At 37.3% G+C, this 16,514-nt stretch carries 14 protein-coding genes and 2 rRNA genes; 6 read left to right on the top strand and 10 right to left on the bottom strand.

Going from position 1 to position 16,514, the window contains the following annotated elements; genetic code table 11:
- Position 1: 1 nt before the first annotated feature.
- Positions 2–1,543 carry a bifunctional GNAT family N-acetyltransferase/carbon-nitrogen hydrolase family protein gene (locus tag MM236_RS17320; protein ID WP_241276253.1) on the bottom strand — a complete coding sequence of 514 codons (1,542 nt, stop codon included), beginning with the start codon at positions 1,541–1,543 and terminating at the stop codon, positions 2–4.
- A 165-nt stretch (positions 1,544–1,708) separates the two neighbouring features.
- On the opposite strand from MM236_RS17320, the gene MM236_RS17315 reads away from it, so the two are divergent.
- The 3 genes from MM236_RS17315 to leuS all read left to right on the top strand — a co-directional run bounded on the left by MM236_RS17315 (position 1,709) and on the right by leuS (position 6,505).
- Positions 1,709–2,611, top strand: a complete 903-nt coding sequence (locus tag MM236_RS17315; RefSeq protein WP_241276252.1) for a mechanosensitive ion channel family protein — start codon at positions 1,709–1,711, stop codon at positions 2,609–2,611.
- Positions 2,612–2,668: 57 nt separating this feature from the next.
- Positions 2,669–3,616 carry a hypothetical protein gene (locus tag MM236_RS17310; protein WP_241276251.1) on the top strand — a complete coding sequence of 316 codons (948 nt, stop codon included), beginning with the start codon at positions 2,669–2,671 and terminating at the stop codon, positions 3,614–3,616.
- A gap of 114 nt (positions 3,617–3,730) precedes the next feature.
- A complete protein-coding gene (leuS, locus tag MM236_RS17305) occupies positions 3,731–6,505 on the top strand; it encodes a leucine--tRNA ligase (RefSeq protein WP_241276250.1) in 2,775 nt (924 codons plus the stop codon).
- 108 nt (positions 6,506–6,613) lie between these two features.
- Here leuS and MM236_RS17300 read toward each other — a convergent pair whose 3' ends face one another.
- On the bottom strand, positions 6,614–6,925 hold the full coding sequence (locus MM236_RS17300) for a type II toxin-antitoxin system RelE/ParE family toxin (RefSeq protein WP_241276249.1): 312 nt from the start codon (positions 6,923–6,925) through the stop codon (positions 6,614–6,616).
- On the bottom strand, positions 6,907–7,149 hold the full coding sequence (locus MM236_RS17295; protein WP_241276248.1) for a hypothetical protein: 243 nt from the start codon (positions 7,147–7,149) through the stop codon (positions 6,907–6,909). The genes MM236_RS17300 and MM236_RS17295 overlap by 19 nt, the downstream gene beginning before the upstream one ends.
- Positions 7,150–7,220: 71 nt before the next feature.
- On the opposite strand from MM236_RS17295, the gene MM236_RS17290 reads away from it, so the two are divergent.
- Complete coding sequence (locus MM236_RS17290; RefSeq protein ID WP_241276247.1) at positions 7,221–7,538, top strand: hypothetical protein; 318 nt, start codon at positions 7,221–7,223, stop codon at positions 7,536–7,538.
- Between the two features lie 333 nt (positions 7,539–7,871).
- Positions 7,872–8,396 (top strand): FKBP-type peptidyl-prolyl cis-trans isomerase, encoded by a 525-nt coding sequence (locus MM236_RS17285; protein ID WP_241276246.1) that lies wholly within the window; start codon positions 7,872–7,874, stop codon positions 8,394–8,396.
- A 192-nt stretch (positions 8,397–8,588) separates the two neighbouring features.
- Here MM236_RS17285 and MM236_RS17280 read toward each other — a convergent pair whose 3' ends face one another.
- Genes MM236_RS17280 through MM236_RS17260 form a run of 5 tightly spaced genes read right to left on the bottom strand, consistent with a single transcriptional unit; the run spans position 8,589 to position 12,857 of the window.
- Positions 8,589–9,542 carry an ABC transporter ATP-binding protein gene (locus MM236_RS17280; protein WP_241276245.1) on the bottom strand — a complete coding sequence of 318 codons (954 nt, stop codon included), beginning with the start codon at positions 9,540–9,542 and terminating at the stop codon, positions 8,589–8,591.
- Positions 9,539–9,892 carry an MmcQ/YjbR family DNA-binding protein gene (locus tag MM236_RS17275; protein ID WP_241276244.1) on the bottom strand — a complete coding sequence of 118 codons (354 nt, stop codon included), beginning with the start codon at positions 9,890–9,892 and terminating at the stop codon, positions 9,539–9,541. The genes MM236_RS17280 and MM236_RS17275 overlap by 4 nt, the downstream gene beginning before the upstream one ends.
- 31 nt (positions 9,893–9,923) lie before the next feature.
- Positions 9,924–10,115: a DUF6728 family protein gene (locus tag MM236_RS17270; protein ID WP_241276243.1), complete on the bottom strand. Its 192-nt coding sequence runs from the start codon at positions 10,113–10,115 to the stop codon at positions 9,924–9,926.
- A gap of 49 nt (positions 10,116–10,164) precedes the next feature.
- Complete coding sequence (gene ispG, locus MM236_RS17265; RefSeq protein WP_241276242.1) at positions 10,165–12,144, bottom strand: (E)-4-hydroxy-3-methylbut-2-enyl-diphosphate synthase; 1,980 nt, start codon at positions 12,142–12,144, stop codon at positions 10,165–10,167.
- Between the two features lie 5 nt (positions 12,145–12,149).
- Positions 12,150–12,857: an SDR family oxidoreductase gene (locus tag MM236_RS17260; protein WP_241276241.1), complete on the bottom strand. Its 708-nt coding sequence runs from the start codon at positions 12,855–12,857 to the stop codon at positions 12,150–12,152.
- A 128-nt stretch (positions 12,858–12,985) separates the two neighbouring features.
- Here MM236_RS17260 and MM236_RS17255 point away from each other — a divergent pair, with 128 nt between their 5' ends.
- On the top strand, positions 12,986–15,256 hold the full coding sequence (locus MM236_RS17255) for a helix-turn-helix domain-containing protein (RefSeq protein ID WP_241276240.1): 2,271 nt from the start codon (positions 12,986–12,988) through the stop codon (positions 15,254–15,256).
- Between the two features lie 934 nt (positions 15,257–16,190).
- Here the strand turns inward: MM236_RS17255 and rrf are convergent.
- Together rrf and MM236_RS17245 are read right to left on the bottom strand one after the other, a co-directional pair.
- Positions 16,191–16,302 (bottom strand): 5S ribosomal RNA (gene rrf / locus MM236_RS17250).
- 110 nt (positions 16,303–16,412) lie between these two features.
- A 23S ribosomal RNA gene (locus tag MM236_RS17245) occupies positions 16,413–16,514 on the bottom strand; the annotation flags it as partial.

The following is a 16,514-nucleotide window of genomic DNA, read 5'->3' as shown; positions in this document are numbered from 1 at the left end:
TTTATTTCTTTTTCTTCCAATGGATGGAATATAAATCCAACCTCCTCTGATCTAGATTTCTTACACTGCCAGCTTTCCTTTGTTTTGTAAGCAGATCTAAATCTACATCTGCTACAATGGTTGTCTCTGCATTTTCCGAAGCCTGTGCTACCGTGGCATCATGTGGAAAGGAAAAATCGGAAGGTGAATAAATCGCTGCTTGGGAATATTGAATATCCATGTTTTCTACCCTTGGCAAATTACCAACAGAACCAGTGATGGCAACATAGCACTCATTCTCCACTGCTCTCGCCTTGGCACATGTGTTTACTCTCAAGAATGCATTTTTGGTATCAGTCCAATAAGGTACGAATAAAATATCCATCTCTTGCTCTGCCAATATTCTACCCAACTCAGGGAATTCTACATCATAACAGATCAAAATTCCTATTTTCCCAGCATCAGTATCAAACACTTTTATACCATTCCCTCCTTGCAAACCCCAATAAGATTGCTCATCTGGTGTAATATGAAGCTTGTATTGCTTATCTACTGTCCCGTCTCTTCTACATAGGTAGCTCACGTTCCTAAGCTTCTTGCCATCATATTCAGGCATACTACCTGCGATGATATTTACATTGTAAGACAATGCCAAATCTCGCATTCTGGTGACAATCTCATCTGTATAGTCAGCCAAGTTTCTAATCGCTTCGGAGGCATCCATATCGTTGAATTCTGCCAACAATGGCGCATTAAAAAACTCTGGAAGCAAGCAAAAATCTGATTTGTAACCAGATACTGTGTCTACAAAAAACTCAACTTGTTGCATCAAATCATCAACATCATTGAATCGACGCATTTTCCACTGTACCAAGCCTAGCCTTACAATCGATTTTTTGTTACCAATAAGCTTTTCATCTTTTTCGTAATAGATATTGATCCATTCCAATAAAGTAGCATAAGCTCTCGAATCTGTATCTTCGGGAAGGTATTTTGTAATCACTTTTCTAACGTGAAATTCATTGGCAAGCTGAAATGACAATACTGGATCAAAAATCTCCTTACTTTTCACCAAGTCTATGTATTTCCTTGGAGTCATTTGATCATAATATTTCGAATAACCAGGGATTCTGCCCCCTGCTATAATCGATCTAAGGTTTAGGTTCTCACACAATTCTTTCCTTGCATCATACAACCTACGACCAAGACGCATTCCTCTGTATTCCTTATCAACAAATACGTCAGTTCCATACAATGTATCACCATCCGAATCATGTGTATCAAACTTCCCAAAACCAGTGATTTGGTCATAAGTGTGGTTATCTCCAAACTTTGCATAGTCCACTATTAGACTCAAAGCAGCAGCCACAACTTTACCATTGTCTTCAATGCAAATTTGACCCTCTGGAAAGACTTTTAATTGATTTTTCAACTCTTGGCGAGTCCATGCCCCACCTGGTTCTTTATATATACTGACCATAATTTCTCTAATATCATCATAGTCAGAAAGTTTAATATTCCTTAATTTTAAGCGGTGTTCTAATTCTTCTTTTTGCTTAGTCATGTTACAAAATTAATCAATTTTCAATCAAATATTCTAAATTATCATTCAAATCAAAGCTGTACAAAAGTTTCTTCTGAATTTACAACAATCTCTTTGCCAAATTGAATATGTAAAATAAACATTCTAAATTTAGCAGGGTTATCATTTTCTAAATATTTTTATCCAATGGAAGAAAAAATAAACAATTTCAAAAACAACACTGTTTCAGATTTTTTTGAGTTTATGAATGAAGTACTAACATTCAAACTGTTTTCCATAGGTTCATCAAGCCTTACAGTTGGACTACTCATCTCTTTAGTTTTTTCAATAGTGCTCTTGCTGTTCATTTCTGAAATTATCAGACGTTTTCTGATCAAAAATGTATTGGTAAAATATAAAATTGAATCAGGCACTAGACAGTCTGTAGCTACAATCGTCAAGTATCTGATTATCATCGCAGGTCTTTTTTCCATACTTCAGACTAGCGGTATAGATCTGAGCGCGTTTGGAATCCTAGCTGGTGCCTTAGGTGTAGGTATTGGTTTTGGTTTACAAAACATTACAAACAACTTCATAAGTGGTTTGATCATTTTATTTGAGCAACCAATAAAAGTTGGAGACCGGATTGAAGTCGGGGATATCGCAGGAGATGTGATTGTTATCTCTGCCCGATCAACTACAATTGTTACTAATGACAATATATCAGTCATCATTCCGAACAGCCAGTTTATAGATAGTCAGGTGATAAACTGGTCACATAATGATAGGAATATCAGGTTTAACTTTCCTGTTGGAGTTTCATACAAAGAAAATCCCCAAAAGATCAAAGAAATACTAATCAAAGTAGCAAAAGATAATATAGGTGTTTTGAAAAGTCCAGAACCCGATGTACTTTTTGATGAATTTGGAGACAATAGCCTAAACTTTACTTTGAGGGTTTGGTCATCTGATTATATCAACAAACCGAAAGTATTGAAAAGTCAGCTTTATTTCGAAATTTTCAAAAAATTCAGTGAAGAGGGTATAGAAATACCTTTCCCTCAAAGAGATATTCATATAATCTCTGGAGGAGAAAAATTGATAAATTAAACTTTATCACTTTCTTTACAGATAATTTGCATCACCCAAACAAAGATTTCACTGACAATGCAATGTCTGCTTAAGCAAATATCGATTTTTGCTATACTTTATATCTTCTCTTGCAATGCTTTCTCACAAGGTTTGTACAGATACCGCTTTGAAGAGCCATGGTCTATATCTGCGTCAATAGGCCCTACCCAGTATTTCGGTGAACTGTATTCTCTTTGGAGATATTATGAAGGAATACAACCTGATTGGAATGCCAATATTGCCCTAAGAAGAACCATGGGGACAAGAACAAGACTTCGAGCTGACTTTTCCTATTATCAAATCTCAGGACAAGATCCTCCTGCTGACCCTAGATCTAATAGATCCGCAAGAAATCTCCATTTCAGGGCACGAAATTTAGAAGCTTCATTGATCGGTGAATACCATTGGAAACCAGTAAAATTATATAATATCACCCGAAATTTCTTCAATCTCTATGCATTTGCCGGAGTTGGTGTATCTACCAATGATCCGAAGGCTCAACTTGGAACCGCTTGGATTGATTTAAGGCCTTTACAGCTCGAAAACAATCCTTACAACAAATATATTATGGTTTTCCCAACTGGCATTGGGGCAAAATATAAGTTGAATGTTTACACTGATCTTACCTTCGAACTCAACTACAGATGGACTTTGAGCGATTACTTGGATGACATAAGTGCTTACAACGTAAGTGAGTTCTATCAAGACTTGATTGCTGATTACGGCACTTTTGGAGACGGTCCAAACCCAAACAGGTTGAAGCTAGCAATACGTAACCCGAACTTTTTGGATGACAATGGCGAACCTGACGTACAGAAAATTTTGAACAATGGAGGAAGAATCAGGCGTGGATCTGGCTTAGAGGAGCGATTTGATGGCTATTTGAGTTTGAATTTGGGAATAGAAATATACCTGTCTCCAGATCTTTGGGATAATTTCATCTTTAGAAATAGAATCAACGAGAAGAGATTTAGGTTTTGGTAACCTTTGTCTAATCAATAAAATACTCGACGAAGTATTGGTATTACTACCGGCATTTACCACATATTTTTCTATTTTTGCAAGCAATTCATTATTTAAGTAAAGCATTCTTTCAAAATGGCTGATTATAATCCGCAGGTAATAGAAAAAAAATGGCAGGCTTACTGGGAACAAAACCAGATCTTCAATGCCAAAGTTGACAAAAGCAAACCTAAGTTTTACTCCTTGGACATGTTTCCGTATCCATCCGGTGCAGGACTTCATGTAGGACATCCACTAGGATATATTGCTTCTGACATCATCACGCGTTACAAAAGACTTCAGGGATTCAATGTCCTTCACCCAATGGGTTATGATTCATTTGGGCTTCCTGCTGAGCAATATGCCATCCAAACTGGCCAACATCCAGCAATTACCACTGAGGAAAATATCAAAAGATATACAGAACAGCTTAAGAATATTGGCTTTGCTTTCGACTGGGAAAAAGAAGTAAGAACATCTGATCCTACATACTATCGCTGGACACAGTGGATATTCATGCAGCTATTCAATAGCTACTATGACAAGTCTGAAGACAAAGCCAAGAGGATAGACAACTTGATCGAGCACTTTGAGAAATCAGGAAATACTGGGATCAATGCAGTCTGTGATGAAGATACACCAGAGTTTACTTCTGAGGATTGGGAGAATTTTTCTCCAAAACAAAAACAAGAAATCCTCTTAAAATATAGATTGACATTTTTAGCTGAAACAACCGTAAACTGGTGCGCAGCATTAGGAACAGTACTTTCCAATGACGAAGTAAAAGACGGTTTTTCGGAAAGAGGTGGCCATCCTGTAGAAAGAAAAAAAATGATACAGTGGTCGATGAGGATCACGGCTTATGCAGACAGATTCCTTAAAGGTTTGGACACTGTAGAGTGGACAGAACCAATCAAAGAGATGCAGCGGAATTGGATCGGGAAATCCAAGGGTGCCGAAATGGTTTTTGAAGTGAAAGGTCATGATAAGCAAATCAAGGTTTTCACAACTCGAATCGACACGATTTATGGAGTCACCTATTTGGCTTTGGCACCTGAACATGATTTTGTACAAGACTTAATCACAGAAGACCAAAGAAAATCTGCAGAAGCTTATGTGGAAGTAGCCAGAAACCGTTCGGAAAGAGATAGAATGACAGATGTCAAAACTATTTCAGGAGCATTCACAGGTTCCTACGCCATCAATCCTTTCAATGGAGAAGAAATCCAAATTTGGATTGCTGACTATGTTTTGGCAGGATATGGAACAGGTGCAGTGATGGCTGTACCGGCACATGATGAGAGGGATTTTAATTTCGCGAAACATTTTGGCTTGGAAATCAGACAGGTGATAGAAGGAAATATGGAAGAAGGTTCTTTCCCAGGAAAGGGCGGTATCATCATGAATTCAGATTTCCTTTCAGGCTTGGAAATGCAGGCTGCGATGGATAAAGCAATTGAATTTGTGGAAGCTAGAAAAATAGGGAAAGGAAAAATCCAGTTTAGGATGCGAGATGCGATTTTCACCAGACAACGCTATTGGGGAGAGCCGCTTCCAGTATATTTCAAAGATAGTCTTCCATATTTGATTGAGGAAAAAGACTTGCCATTGGTTTTGCCTGAGGTTGACAAATATTTACCTACAGAAGACGGAGAGCCACCTTTGGCAAGGGCAAAAGATTGGAACTACAAGACATCTGAAGGAGAGTTTCCTTTGGAAAGAAGCACAATGCCAGGATGGGCTGGCTCTAGCTGGTACTTCCTACGCTATATGGATCCCAAAAATGAAGATAAATTTGTAGATCAAGAAATCGCCAAATATTGGGGTGCAGTCGATCTTTACATAGGTGGTGCTGAACATGCTACTGGGCACCTTTTGTACTCTAGATTTTGGACAAAATTCTTGTTTGACCTTGGTGTAATTGACATTGAAGAACCATTCCAAAAAATGATCAACCAAGGAATGATTCAAGGTAGATCCAATTTTGTGTATAGAGTAAAGGGTACGAATAAATTTGTCAGCTTAGGCTTGAAAGACCAATATGAAACTTCTGCAATGCATGTAGATGTAAACATAGTCCACAATGATCAATTGAACTTGGACAAATTCAAATCTTGGAGGCCTGATTTGGTAGATGCTGAATTCATACTTGAAGATGGCAAATACCACTGTGGTTCTGAAGTGGAAAAAATGTCTAAATCTAAATACAATGTTGTCAATCCAGATGACATCATAGAAAGATATGGTGCTGATACATTGAGATTGTACGAAATGTTCTTGGGACCATTAGAGCAATTTAAGCCTTGGAATACGAATGGAATCGATGGTGTTTCGAAATTTTTGAAGAAACTTTGGAAACTGTATCATAACAATGCCGGTGAAGTATCAGTATCCAATGATGCTCCAAGCAAGGAGGAATTGAAAACACTTCACAAAACAATCAAAAAAACAGAAGAAGATCTAGAGAATTATTCTTTCAACACTTCAGTGGCTTCATTCATGATTTGTGTCAATGAATTGACAGCAATGAAATGCAACAAAAGAGCAGTTTTAGAACCACTTGCTGTGTTGGTATCTCCTTACGCCCCGCATATTGCCGAGGAACTATGGGCTTTGTTAGGAAATATGGACTCTATCATCAAAGCTAGTTTCCCAGAATTCAAAGAAGAATATTTAGTGGAAAACAGCCATGAGTATCCAGTTTCCATCAATGGAAAAATGAGGACCAAACTTTCTCTTTCATTGAGTTTGACAAAGGAGGAAATAGAAAAAGCAGCTTTGGAGGACGAAACAGTTCAGAAATGGCTAGAAGGGAATGCTCCGAAAAAGATGATCGTAGTACCAGGGAAGATTGTGAATATCGTAATCTAAAAATTTCAAGAAAAAAAGGTTGGATCTATTTCAAAAGGTATCCAACCTTTTTTTTAGTTCTAGGTTAAAATTGATTTTTTAACCCTGAAAATATTCTTATGAATTTGCTTAAACATCATCTAATGTCTTAACTAGTTTTCTAGGGTCTTGTCTGTTATCCCAAAAAGAGGTTATTAAAATATCTTTTTCTCTTACTTGATAAAAAACACTAAAATTTCCGAATGTCGATACACGAGTATCCTTAAAATCTGACACTTTATAAATTAATGGATTATCTGCAATCTGTTTTGTTAATCCGGAAACCAATTTTACTAGTTTTTTTGAATAGGTGTTAGATTTGTTTCTTTTTACCCAATATTCTAAAACTCCCACAAACTGGATATCTGCAGTTTTTGTCCAAACTACATTTCGTTTAGCCATTCCAAATTTCTTTTATCCATTAATTCTTGAGAAATTAATTTACCATTTTGTATATCCTGTTCACTCATTTCCAAAATTTCTTTCTGCTCTTTTGTTAATTCAACTATATCTGATTGAGATGAACTTGAAGCAATAAGTTTATCCAATGCTTCTAAAAATTCCCTATTATTAATTGACAATATTTTATCAATCAAACCACTCCTTATTTTTTCTAATGAGGTCATTTTTCTTTAATTTTAGATTTAAATATCGGTAAATCCAGCCATTTTCCCTAATCTCCCTCAACGAAAATATTTTGAACAAGATTTTCTTCTCATTCGCTGCACTTCTAGCTTCCGGGGTATTTACTTACTCTTATATTAGAGAGTGGATCGGTATAAAATTCTTGGGAGAAAAAATCAATCTACAAACCGGAAATCCAGAGGCTCCTTATTTCCATGCATCGGAAAATTTATACCTTACAAATACACTTATTTTTGGGTTACTGTTTTTGACAATTTTCATATTGGCTGTTTACGCTTCTTGGAAGAAGAAAGAAGGCTTGGTTTTTTTATCTTTTGTACTAAGCATGTTATGTATCTTCCTCACCATGGTCAATGGGGCAATCAAATAAGGAAATGAAATGATTCTCAGGGCATTTATGAAAATAAATGTAACTTTGCATTCTGAAAAAATCATTATGGAATCGAGCATGACTCTAGCAAAACTTAGAAATATTTTATGAGTATATGCAATGTTGCACGTATGGTAAAAAGTAGCTTTGTAAGTTGTGGATACTCGTCATCAGACAACTGTTCACAGTCAGCAGAACCAAATTGTTCATCCAACAATCTATTGCTTGGCTTCGTGCAAGAAAGCGGATACACATAAAATATTTATCACATTGCGAGATTCCATCGCTTGTCCCGACCATTCGGGATGACCATAGAAAAACAATTATAAACACATGAAAATCACAAACAACTCAGTAGTAGGGCTTACCTATGAACTCAAAGTAAGCAAGGACGAGGAAGAAGTAGAATCAGCACCATTCAGTGTAGAAGTAAGAGATGGCGAAGACCCTTTCTTTTTCTTGTTCGGCAACAGCGGATTACCCGAGAAATTTGAAGAATTACTTGCTGGAAAAGCAAAAGGTGATAGCTTTAATTTTATCATCACAGCTGAAGATGCATATGGTCAAGCGGATGAAGAAATGATCATGGCGCTCCCAAAAGACCAATTCAACTCACAAAACGGTTTTGAGCCAAACATGTTGGAAGAAGGGAATTTTCTTCCGCTTATAGATGAAAATGGCTTCCCTATGCAAGCAAAAGTAATCAAAGATCTTGGAGAAGAAATTCTGTTGGATTTCAACCATCCTTTAGTTGGATTTGACTTACATTTTGACGGTGAGGTGTTTGAAGTAAGAGAGGCTACTGAAAAAGAACTGGAACATGGTCATGTTCATGGCGAACACGGACACGAGCATTAAGAATATATGAGTATCCGCAATGTTGCACGTAGGGTAAGAAGTCGATTTGTAAGTTGCGGATACTCGTCATCAAACAACAGTTCACAGTCAACAAATCGTTCATCCAATATCCTATTGCTTGGCTACGTGCAAGAAAGAGGATACACAAATAAAAATAAAGCCTCTGAAAAAAGATTTCAGAGGCTTTATTTTTTAAAATGAAATTTCCTTTTTTTCATCCCATCGTAAGCAAACTTTTTCTCCAAGCTCAAACATTCTTTTTTTGTCTTCAACGAGCCATTCAGCTCCATTTTCCAATCGTACATTTAGCTGATTGTAATGAACTAGATACTGTTTCTCTAGCACCTTTCCAGCTAGTCCTACACTTTTGAATAGCTGAATATCCGATGGTCTGATGTAAGTCCTTGGCTTTTCACTGACGATGTTCAAATGACTGAAAAGCTTGGCTGCATAGAGATTTTTTGGCTTTTCAAAAATAGACTCGGGCGAACCTTTTTGTAGTAACTTCCCCTTGTGCATCAGCACCAAAGAATCTGTCATTTGCAAAGCATCATCCAAATCGTGCGTTACAAAAATAACTGTTACCTCTAACTGTTTGAAAATTGTCTTTAACTCAACAATCAACTCCCTTCTTTGGATCGTATCCAAGCTGGAAAATGGCTCATCAAGCAAGATTACTTGTGGTTCCAAACTCAAAGCTCTTCCTATAGCTACCTTTTGTTGCTGACCTCCCGAAAGTTGCCGAGGGAGTTTTGTACTAAATGCATCTAAACCCAACAACTTCAAAAGCTCATCGATCCTTTTCTTTTTATATGCCTTGTCATATTGAATCAAAGGCCGTCCAATATTTTCTTCTACGGTAGAATTAGGATACAAATGATATTCCTGAAACACCAATTGGATTTCGTCATAGCCAGGTACTAATTTTTCTTTGGGTGTCAGAATTTTTTCTTCTCCCAAAAACACCTCACCTGAATTCTTACTTTCCAGTCCTGCGATAATCCTTAAAAGTGTACTTTTCCCCGAACCACTTTCTCCTATCAGTGAAATGATCTGACCTTTCGGTATTTCCAGAGAAAAATCAACGATCGCTGGCTTGTCATTTTGATAAGTTTTTTGGATTGATTCGATTTTTAGGTAACTCATCCTTCTTGAATATTTTCTTTTACTTTCTTCGATAAGCTATCAAAAACCAAATCATACGAATGATCTACTAGCTCCAAAATAAATTTATCAGACAATCCCGAATTGAAAATCACTGAATTCCAATGCTTTTTATTCATATGATATCCTGGCACAATTGAGTCATATTTTTCACGTAGTTCTACAGCGTACTCAGGCTCACATTTTAAGTTTACACTTTCAAAAAGTTCTATATCAATGATCGCAAAAATCTTCCCTCCTACTTTAAAACATAGCGTATTGGCGTCGAAAGGTGTATCTTCCGAAGCCCCAAGTTTCGAAAGACAATATTCTCTGAAGAAAGTGATATTCATTTTTCTATATTCTTTTTGCTAAGTTAAGCAATCAGAATAATCTCCTTGCAATCCAAATGATAATGAAAGCCAAAAACATCAAAATCGATATCTTGTTTATGCCATGCATCATTTTCATATTTAGATTGCTCTTCTTATTTGGATCAGGCTTTTGAAACACCCTTACAAAATAATTTCCCAACTCACCTAATTGAAAGAATTCTTTTAATCTGCTATTTGCCATATTTTTTTTATTTGGAGGACAAAGTGGTCACATCGATTTGAAAATCAATTTACACTTCTGGTTCTATCCACATTCCATCTTTTCTGATTATTTCAATCAGTTCATCTACTGCTTTCTCCGAAGGAACAGAACGTTTCACAACTTCCTTTCCCTTATAAAGGGTAATTTTCCCTTTACCTGACCCGACATATCCAAAGTCCGCATCAGCCATCTCTCCAGGTCCATTGACTATACAACCCATGATGCCGATTTTTACACCTTTGAGATGATCTGTTCTTTTGCGGATCATCGCTGTAGTTTCCTGTAGATCAAATAAAGTCCTGCCACATGAAGGGCAAGAAATATATTCTGTCTTGGACATCCGCGTTCTCGCAGCTTGTAAAACACCGAAGCTGATTGAATTATGTAACTTGATCTGATCCAGAATAGTTTCTCTTTTCAAGTCATTATAATTGGAAGCATCGATCATCACGCCTTCTCCAAGACCATCTATCAATAAACCTCCAACATCAGTTGCTGCATATAGCATAATCTGATCTTGACTTTTTTCTTTATAGATAACTTTTGGTACAATTGGAACCTGAATGTTATTTTCCAAGAAAACAACAAAGGCTCTTCTCAAGGCTGCATAATTGTGGGTATTTTCACTAGAAAGAATGACTACTACGTCTTTTCTACCCTCCAATACTTTCACAGCATCTTCTACTTCCAAATCTGAAATCATCAGGAAATTCAATCCAAAATGAAAGTTTTTTGAGGCCTTAAATTCATCCAAAGTAAATGCAGGAAACTTATTCTCTTTGTCTTCAGACTTTTCCCAAATTGAAAAATATTGAATTTCCTTCATGCCATTTGGAAGCATAAATGGAATAGGGTTAGATCCAGAAAAAACATAATCTGCACCTTGATCATTCATTTTCCACTTGTCTAATTCTGGTAAGTAGAAATGACCGACCTGCTTCATTTCCTTCGGCTGTATAGCTTCGATCGATGAAATATCTGTGATCACCCGGGGAACATTTCCTCCTCCGAAATTGAAAACTTCAATCGTCTCTCTCTTATTGTACTCAAATGGAGAAATAGGAAAATGTTTGATCTCTGGAATGTTAGCATGACCTGCCCTATTGAGATATCTATCAACCAAAGCTTGGGCTACTGGCGCCTCAAACTCTGGATCTTCAGTCAATGAAACCCTAACAGTATCTCCCAATCCATCTTCCAACAAAGTACCAATTCCAACAGCAGACTTAATCCTTCCATCTTCACCATCACCAGCTTCAGTCACACCAAGATGCAATGGGTATGGCTTGAAACCGCCTTCTTCAAGCTTTTGTACGAGCAATCTGTATGCTTGTACCATCACTTGGGTGTTGGAGGATTTCATAGAAATCACTATATCATGATATCCTTCATCCTCGCAAATCCTCAAAAATTCCAAGGCAGACTCAACCATTCCTAATGGGGTGTCACCGTATCGACTCATAATTCTGTCAGAGAGAGAACCATGATTGGTACCGATTCTCATTGCAGTACCGTGCTGTTTGCAGATTTTCACCAAAGGCAAAAATCGCTCTTTGATCCGATCCAATTCCTCTTGATAGCTTTCGTCAGTATATTCAATTACCTCAAATTTCTTTTTATCGGCGTAATTCCCTGGATTGATTCTAACTTTTTCTACAATAGTTGCCGCAATTTCTGCTGCATTAGGCGTAAAATGTATATCTGCTACCAAAGGTGTATTGTATCCCCTTTTCCTTAATTCATCTTTAATCAGCTGAAGGTTTTCAGCCTCTTTCATGCTTGGAGCTGTAATTCTAATCAGCTGGCAGCCACTCTCTATCATTCTGATGCATTGCTCGACTGAGCCCATGGTATCCATCGTATCTACAGTGGTCATAGACTGCACCACAATTGGATTGTCACCACCAATGGTTACATCCCCTACTTTGACTGGAATCGTCTTTCTCCTAGAGTAGTCAGTAAGGCTATTACAATATTTAATCTTTTCCAATAGTGCTTTGGTTTCCATAAATTTTACAAATCTCCTAATTGTGGCCTAATTACTATTTCTTCAACAACTGAGTTTGGGGAAAGATTGTATGCTCCCCATATTGATTCTGCAACGTCTTCTGATTTCATAAATCTTTCTTCGGGAATTTCCACGCCCGCCCAACTTGCCGTGAATGTGGCTCCAGGTAAAACAGAAGTCACTTTGATATTGAAATCTTTCAATTCTTGCCTTAGGCATTTTGTAAATCCTAGCATCGCCCACTTTGAAATCGCATAGCTACCGCCATTAGAATACGCTGTAAGGCCCGCTATAGATCCTATTGAGAAAATATGACCTGACTGTTTCTCAATAAACTCAGGCGTAAATGCTCTTGTCAAATAGTAAGCGGAATACAAATTAGTCTGAATCATCAGCTCCAAATTACCATCCGGCTCTGTATGAATCGCTCCAGGCAAAAAAACACCAGTATTGTTGATCAAAACATCTGGACAGCCAATATTTTCTTTTACTTTCTCTGAAAAACTCATTACTTCTTCCTTTTTAGAAAGATCTGCCTTCATCGTAAAAATAGATTGGCTTGGGAACTTACGCTGAAAATCAGCCTTCAATTCCACCAAATCACTTTCATTCCTCGAACAAGTGGATACTGAAAAACCTTCTAAGCCAAACTTTTCGATTATTGCTCGACCGATTCCTTTTGTCCCACCAGTGACTAAAATATGTTTTGACATTTAATTCGTGTTTTAATAGTTAGTATGACAACTATCTAATGGGAACAAAGTTACATTATTTTAAAAACTTTACGAACTTAATGTTTTTTTACTCGGTCAATTTTCATTTTTGTAGTAAATTTATTCTTATGGAGATTCAAACCACAGACAGATTAGAGCTTGCTGCACATTTTGTCAATAGTACAAACAGCCCTATATTTTTAACAGGAAAAGCAGGCACGGGTAAAACGACATTTTTGAGAAATCTTGCTGAAATCACGCACAAGACCTATGTGATTCTTGCCCCTACTGGGATTGCTGCTTTGCATGCCAAAGGAGTAACCATTCATTCGCAATTTCTATTACCTTTTGGATCATTTTTACCAACAAGGGAACCTGAAGGCAATTTCACGAATAGTGGGAATTATTATACTCAGTACAGCCTTGGAAGGAGGCATACTTTGAATAGTGCAAGAAAAAAAGTCCTTAAATCGGTAGAACTTTTAATCATTGATGAGGTCAGTATGCTTCGAGCTGATGTATTGGACGCTATTGATTATCGAATGAAAAGTGTCAAAAGAAATTTTGACGAACCATTTGGTGGTGTTCAAGTGCTGATGATAGGGGACTTATTCCAACTTCCTCCAATTGTCAAAGATGACGAATGGCAGGTTTTGGGGAAATTTTATAAAAGTATGCATTTTTTTGAAGCCAAAGCGCTTCAAAGTTCAGGCTTGGTCTATATCGAACTTAATAAGATATTTAGACAAAAAGATGACCAATTCATTCAAATTTTGAATCACCTTCGAGAAAACAAAACTACTCAAGAAGACATTTCTTTTCTAAATAGATTTTTCAAAACTGAAGAGGAAATAAAGAACCTGAAAGATAACATCATCATTACCACGCACAACTATAAAGCTGAAGCTCACAATCAAAAGGAATTAGGTTTACTAAAAGGTAAATCACATTTTTTCGAAGCAGAAGTAAAAAACGAGTTTCCAGAAAGCATCTACCCAATCCCCAAAAAACTTGAATTGAAAGAGGGTGCACAAGTGATGTTTATTAAAAATGATAGCAGTGGGTTCTCAGATTTTTTTAACGGGAAAATGGCGGTTGTCAAGAACATCGTTGATGATGAAATCAAAGTGATGATGACTGATACTAAATTAGAGTACATACTCAAAAAAGAGACATGGGAAAACAAAAGATATGGTATCAAGGAAGAAACAAAAGAGCTGCAGGAAGAGGTCATTGGAACCTTTGAGCAATATCCAATAAAACTAGCATGGGCAGTAACTGTCCATAAAAGCCAAGGGCTTACTTTCGATAAAGCGATAATCGATATCGGTCAAGCTTTTGCGCCAGGACAGGTTTATGTTGCATTGAGTAGGCTTAGGGGTTTGGAAGGATTGACTTTGAGAACAAGGATCCAATCGAACATAATCAGTTCAGACCATCAAGCAATTGTATTTACCAAACAAACAAGTACCAGTCAGCAGCCTTTGGAAATCCTTATTAAGGATCATCAATATCTATATATTCAAAAGTTACTTGTAAATACTTTCGATTTCTCTCCAATCATAGAAAATATGGAGGCGTTTTCGAAAGAGAGCGACAGTACAATGGAGTTTGAAGACCCTGAAATGCGTGCAGCCATTTCGAAAATATACGATTCTATTCTTGTAGAAGGTGAAAACACTTATAAATTCCAAAGACAATTAATCTATTTATTACAGCAAAAGGAGGAAAACCATTTATTGGAAAGGTTAGAAAAAGGTAGTGAATACTATTTCAGATTATTAAAAGATGTTTTGAAACAATTAATGTATCATGCTGCAGAAGTTGAAAGATACTCCAAAACAAAAACTTATCTAGATGGAATATCAGAGATAGAGATAATACTTTTAAAAAAATTAAGTGAGTTACAAAAGATCACATTTTTAGTCCCTGCGATATTAAACGGAGAAGAAATAGGGAAAATGTCTGATGTTACAAAAAATTTGGTTCACCTAAGAATTGGTCTAGCGCAAGAAGCTAAACAAGCTGCTAAAGACAACCCAAAATTCGGGACAAGTAAAACCGGTAAGAAAAAGAAGAGAAACGAAGGTCCAAATATGAAACTGGAAAAAGGTGAAACATTTGAGATTACTTACACCCTAAGTCTTGAAGGAAAAAGTGTAGAAGAGATTGCTGCTTATAGAGGACTTGCAGAATCAACGATCAAAGGACATCTAACAAAAGGTATCATGGCAGGAAAAGTAGATATATTCAATCATCTTTCTGAAGAACTTGTGAAGGAAATATCTGTTTTACTTGAATTAGAGGATGGAGAACTTGGAGTAATAAGAGAAAAAAATCCTGGAAAATACGATTTTGGTACATTAAGAATGGTCGCTGCCCATTTGGCCAGATATTGACTTTAACCTTCGAGGTTTTAGAAGAGTGGTTCTCTCCTTATAATATAACATCATTACAAAAAACAAAAAACCTTCGAGGTTTGAAAAAAACCTCAAAGGTTAGGACAGGAAACCTTTGAGGTTTCAAAAAACCTCGAAGATTTTAGAACAGTGGTTCTCTCCTTATAATATAACATCATTACAAAAAACAAAAAACCTTCGAGGTTTGAAAAAAACCTCAAAGGTTAGGACAGCAAACCTTTGAGGTTTCAAAAAACCTCGAAGGTTTTAGAACAGTGGTTCTCTCCTTATAATATAACATCATTACAAAAAACAAAAAACCTTCGAGGTTTGAAAAAAACCTCAAAGGTTAGGACAGCAAACCTTTGAGGTTTCAAAAAACCTCGAAGGTTTTATTAGAATAGAGCTTGCCTTGATATCTTAGCGTCATTATAAAAAACAGAAACCTTCGAGGTTTGAAAAAAACCTCAAAGGTTGGGGACAAGAAACCTTTGAGGTTTCAAAAACCTCGAAGGTTTTCCCCGATGTCTTTCCGCTAAACTTTTAAGTCTAAACATCCTTCATCACTACGGTCAATTCAAAAAAGCAATCCCATCACATAACTTTCCAACAATAAATAACCTTATGCGCTCCTGCAGCTCTGCGTGAGCCATCTGCTCTACAGAAAATCTTTGCCCCTCTGCATTCTTGTCTGGATGATTCTCTCTGGGGTGTAAACGCAAAAAAGCCAGTCTCGAATGCTATCGTGACTGGCTTTGAATAATGTGGCGGCGACCTACTCTCCCGTGCGCCGCGGCGTACCAGTACCATCGGCGCTGCAGGGCTTATCCGCCACGGCGGATCGGGATGGGAAGAGGTGGGTTGTTATGGGTGGGACAATGCCCCCAAACGCAAAAAAGCCAGTCTCGAATGCTATCGTGACTGGCTTTGAATAATGTGGCGGCGACCTACTCTCCCGGGTGTAACCCCAGTACCATCGGCGCTGCAGGGCTTAACTTCTCTGTTCGGGATGGGAAGAGGTGGGACCCCTGCGCTAGGCCGCCTAAATCTTTGGACTTTCTGATATAGCATATTCGACTCTCGTCCAATATCTAACATATTCCGTCCTATGTCTTAAATTCACAACAAGTTTACAGAAAATTGAATGGGTAGACCTTACGGTAAGTTTTCGGGCAATTAGTACAGCTCAGCTATGCCATCTCTGGCTTTACACCTGCTGCCTATCAACGTCATCGTCTCTGACGGCCCTGTTTGGAAG

Origin of the sequence: Belliella calami, assembly GCF_022549695.1 — a bacterium.
GTDB classification, from domain to species: domain Bacteria; phylum Bacteroidota; class Bacteroidia; order Cytophagales; family Cyclobacteriaceae; genus Belliella; species Belliella calami.
This window is presented reverse-complemented; position numbering and strand designations above follow the sequence as displayed.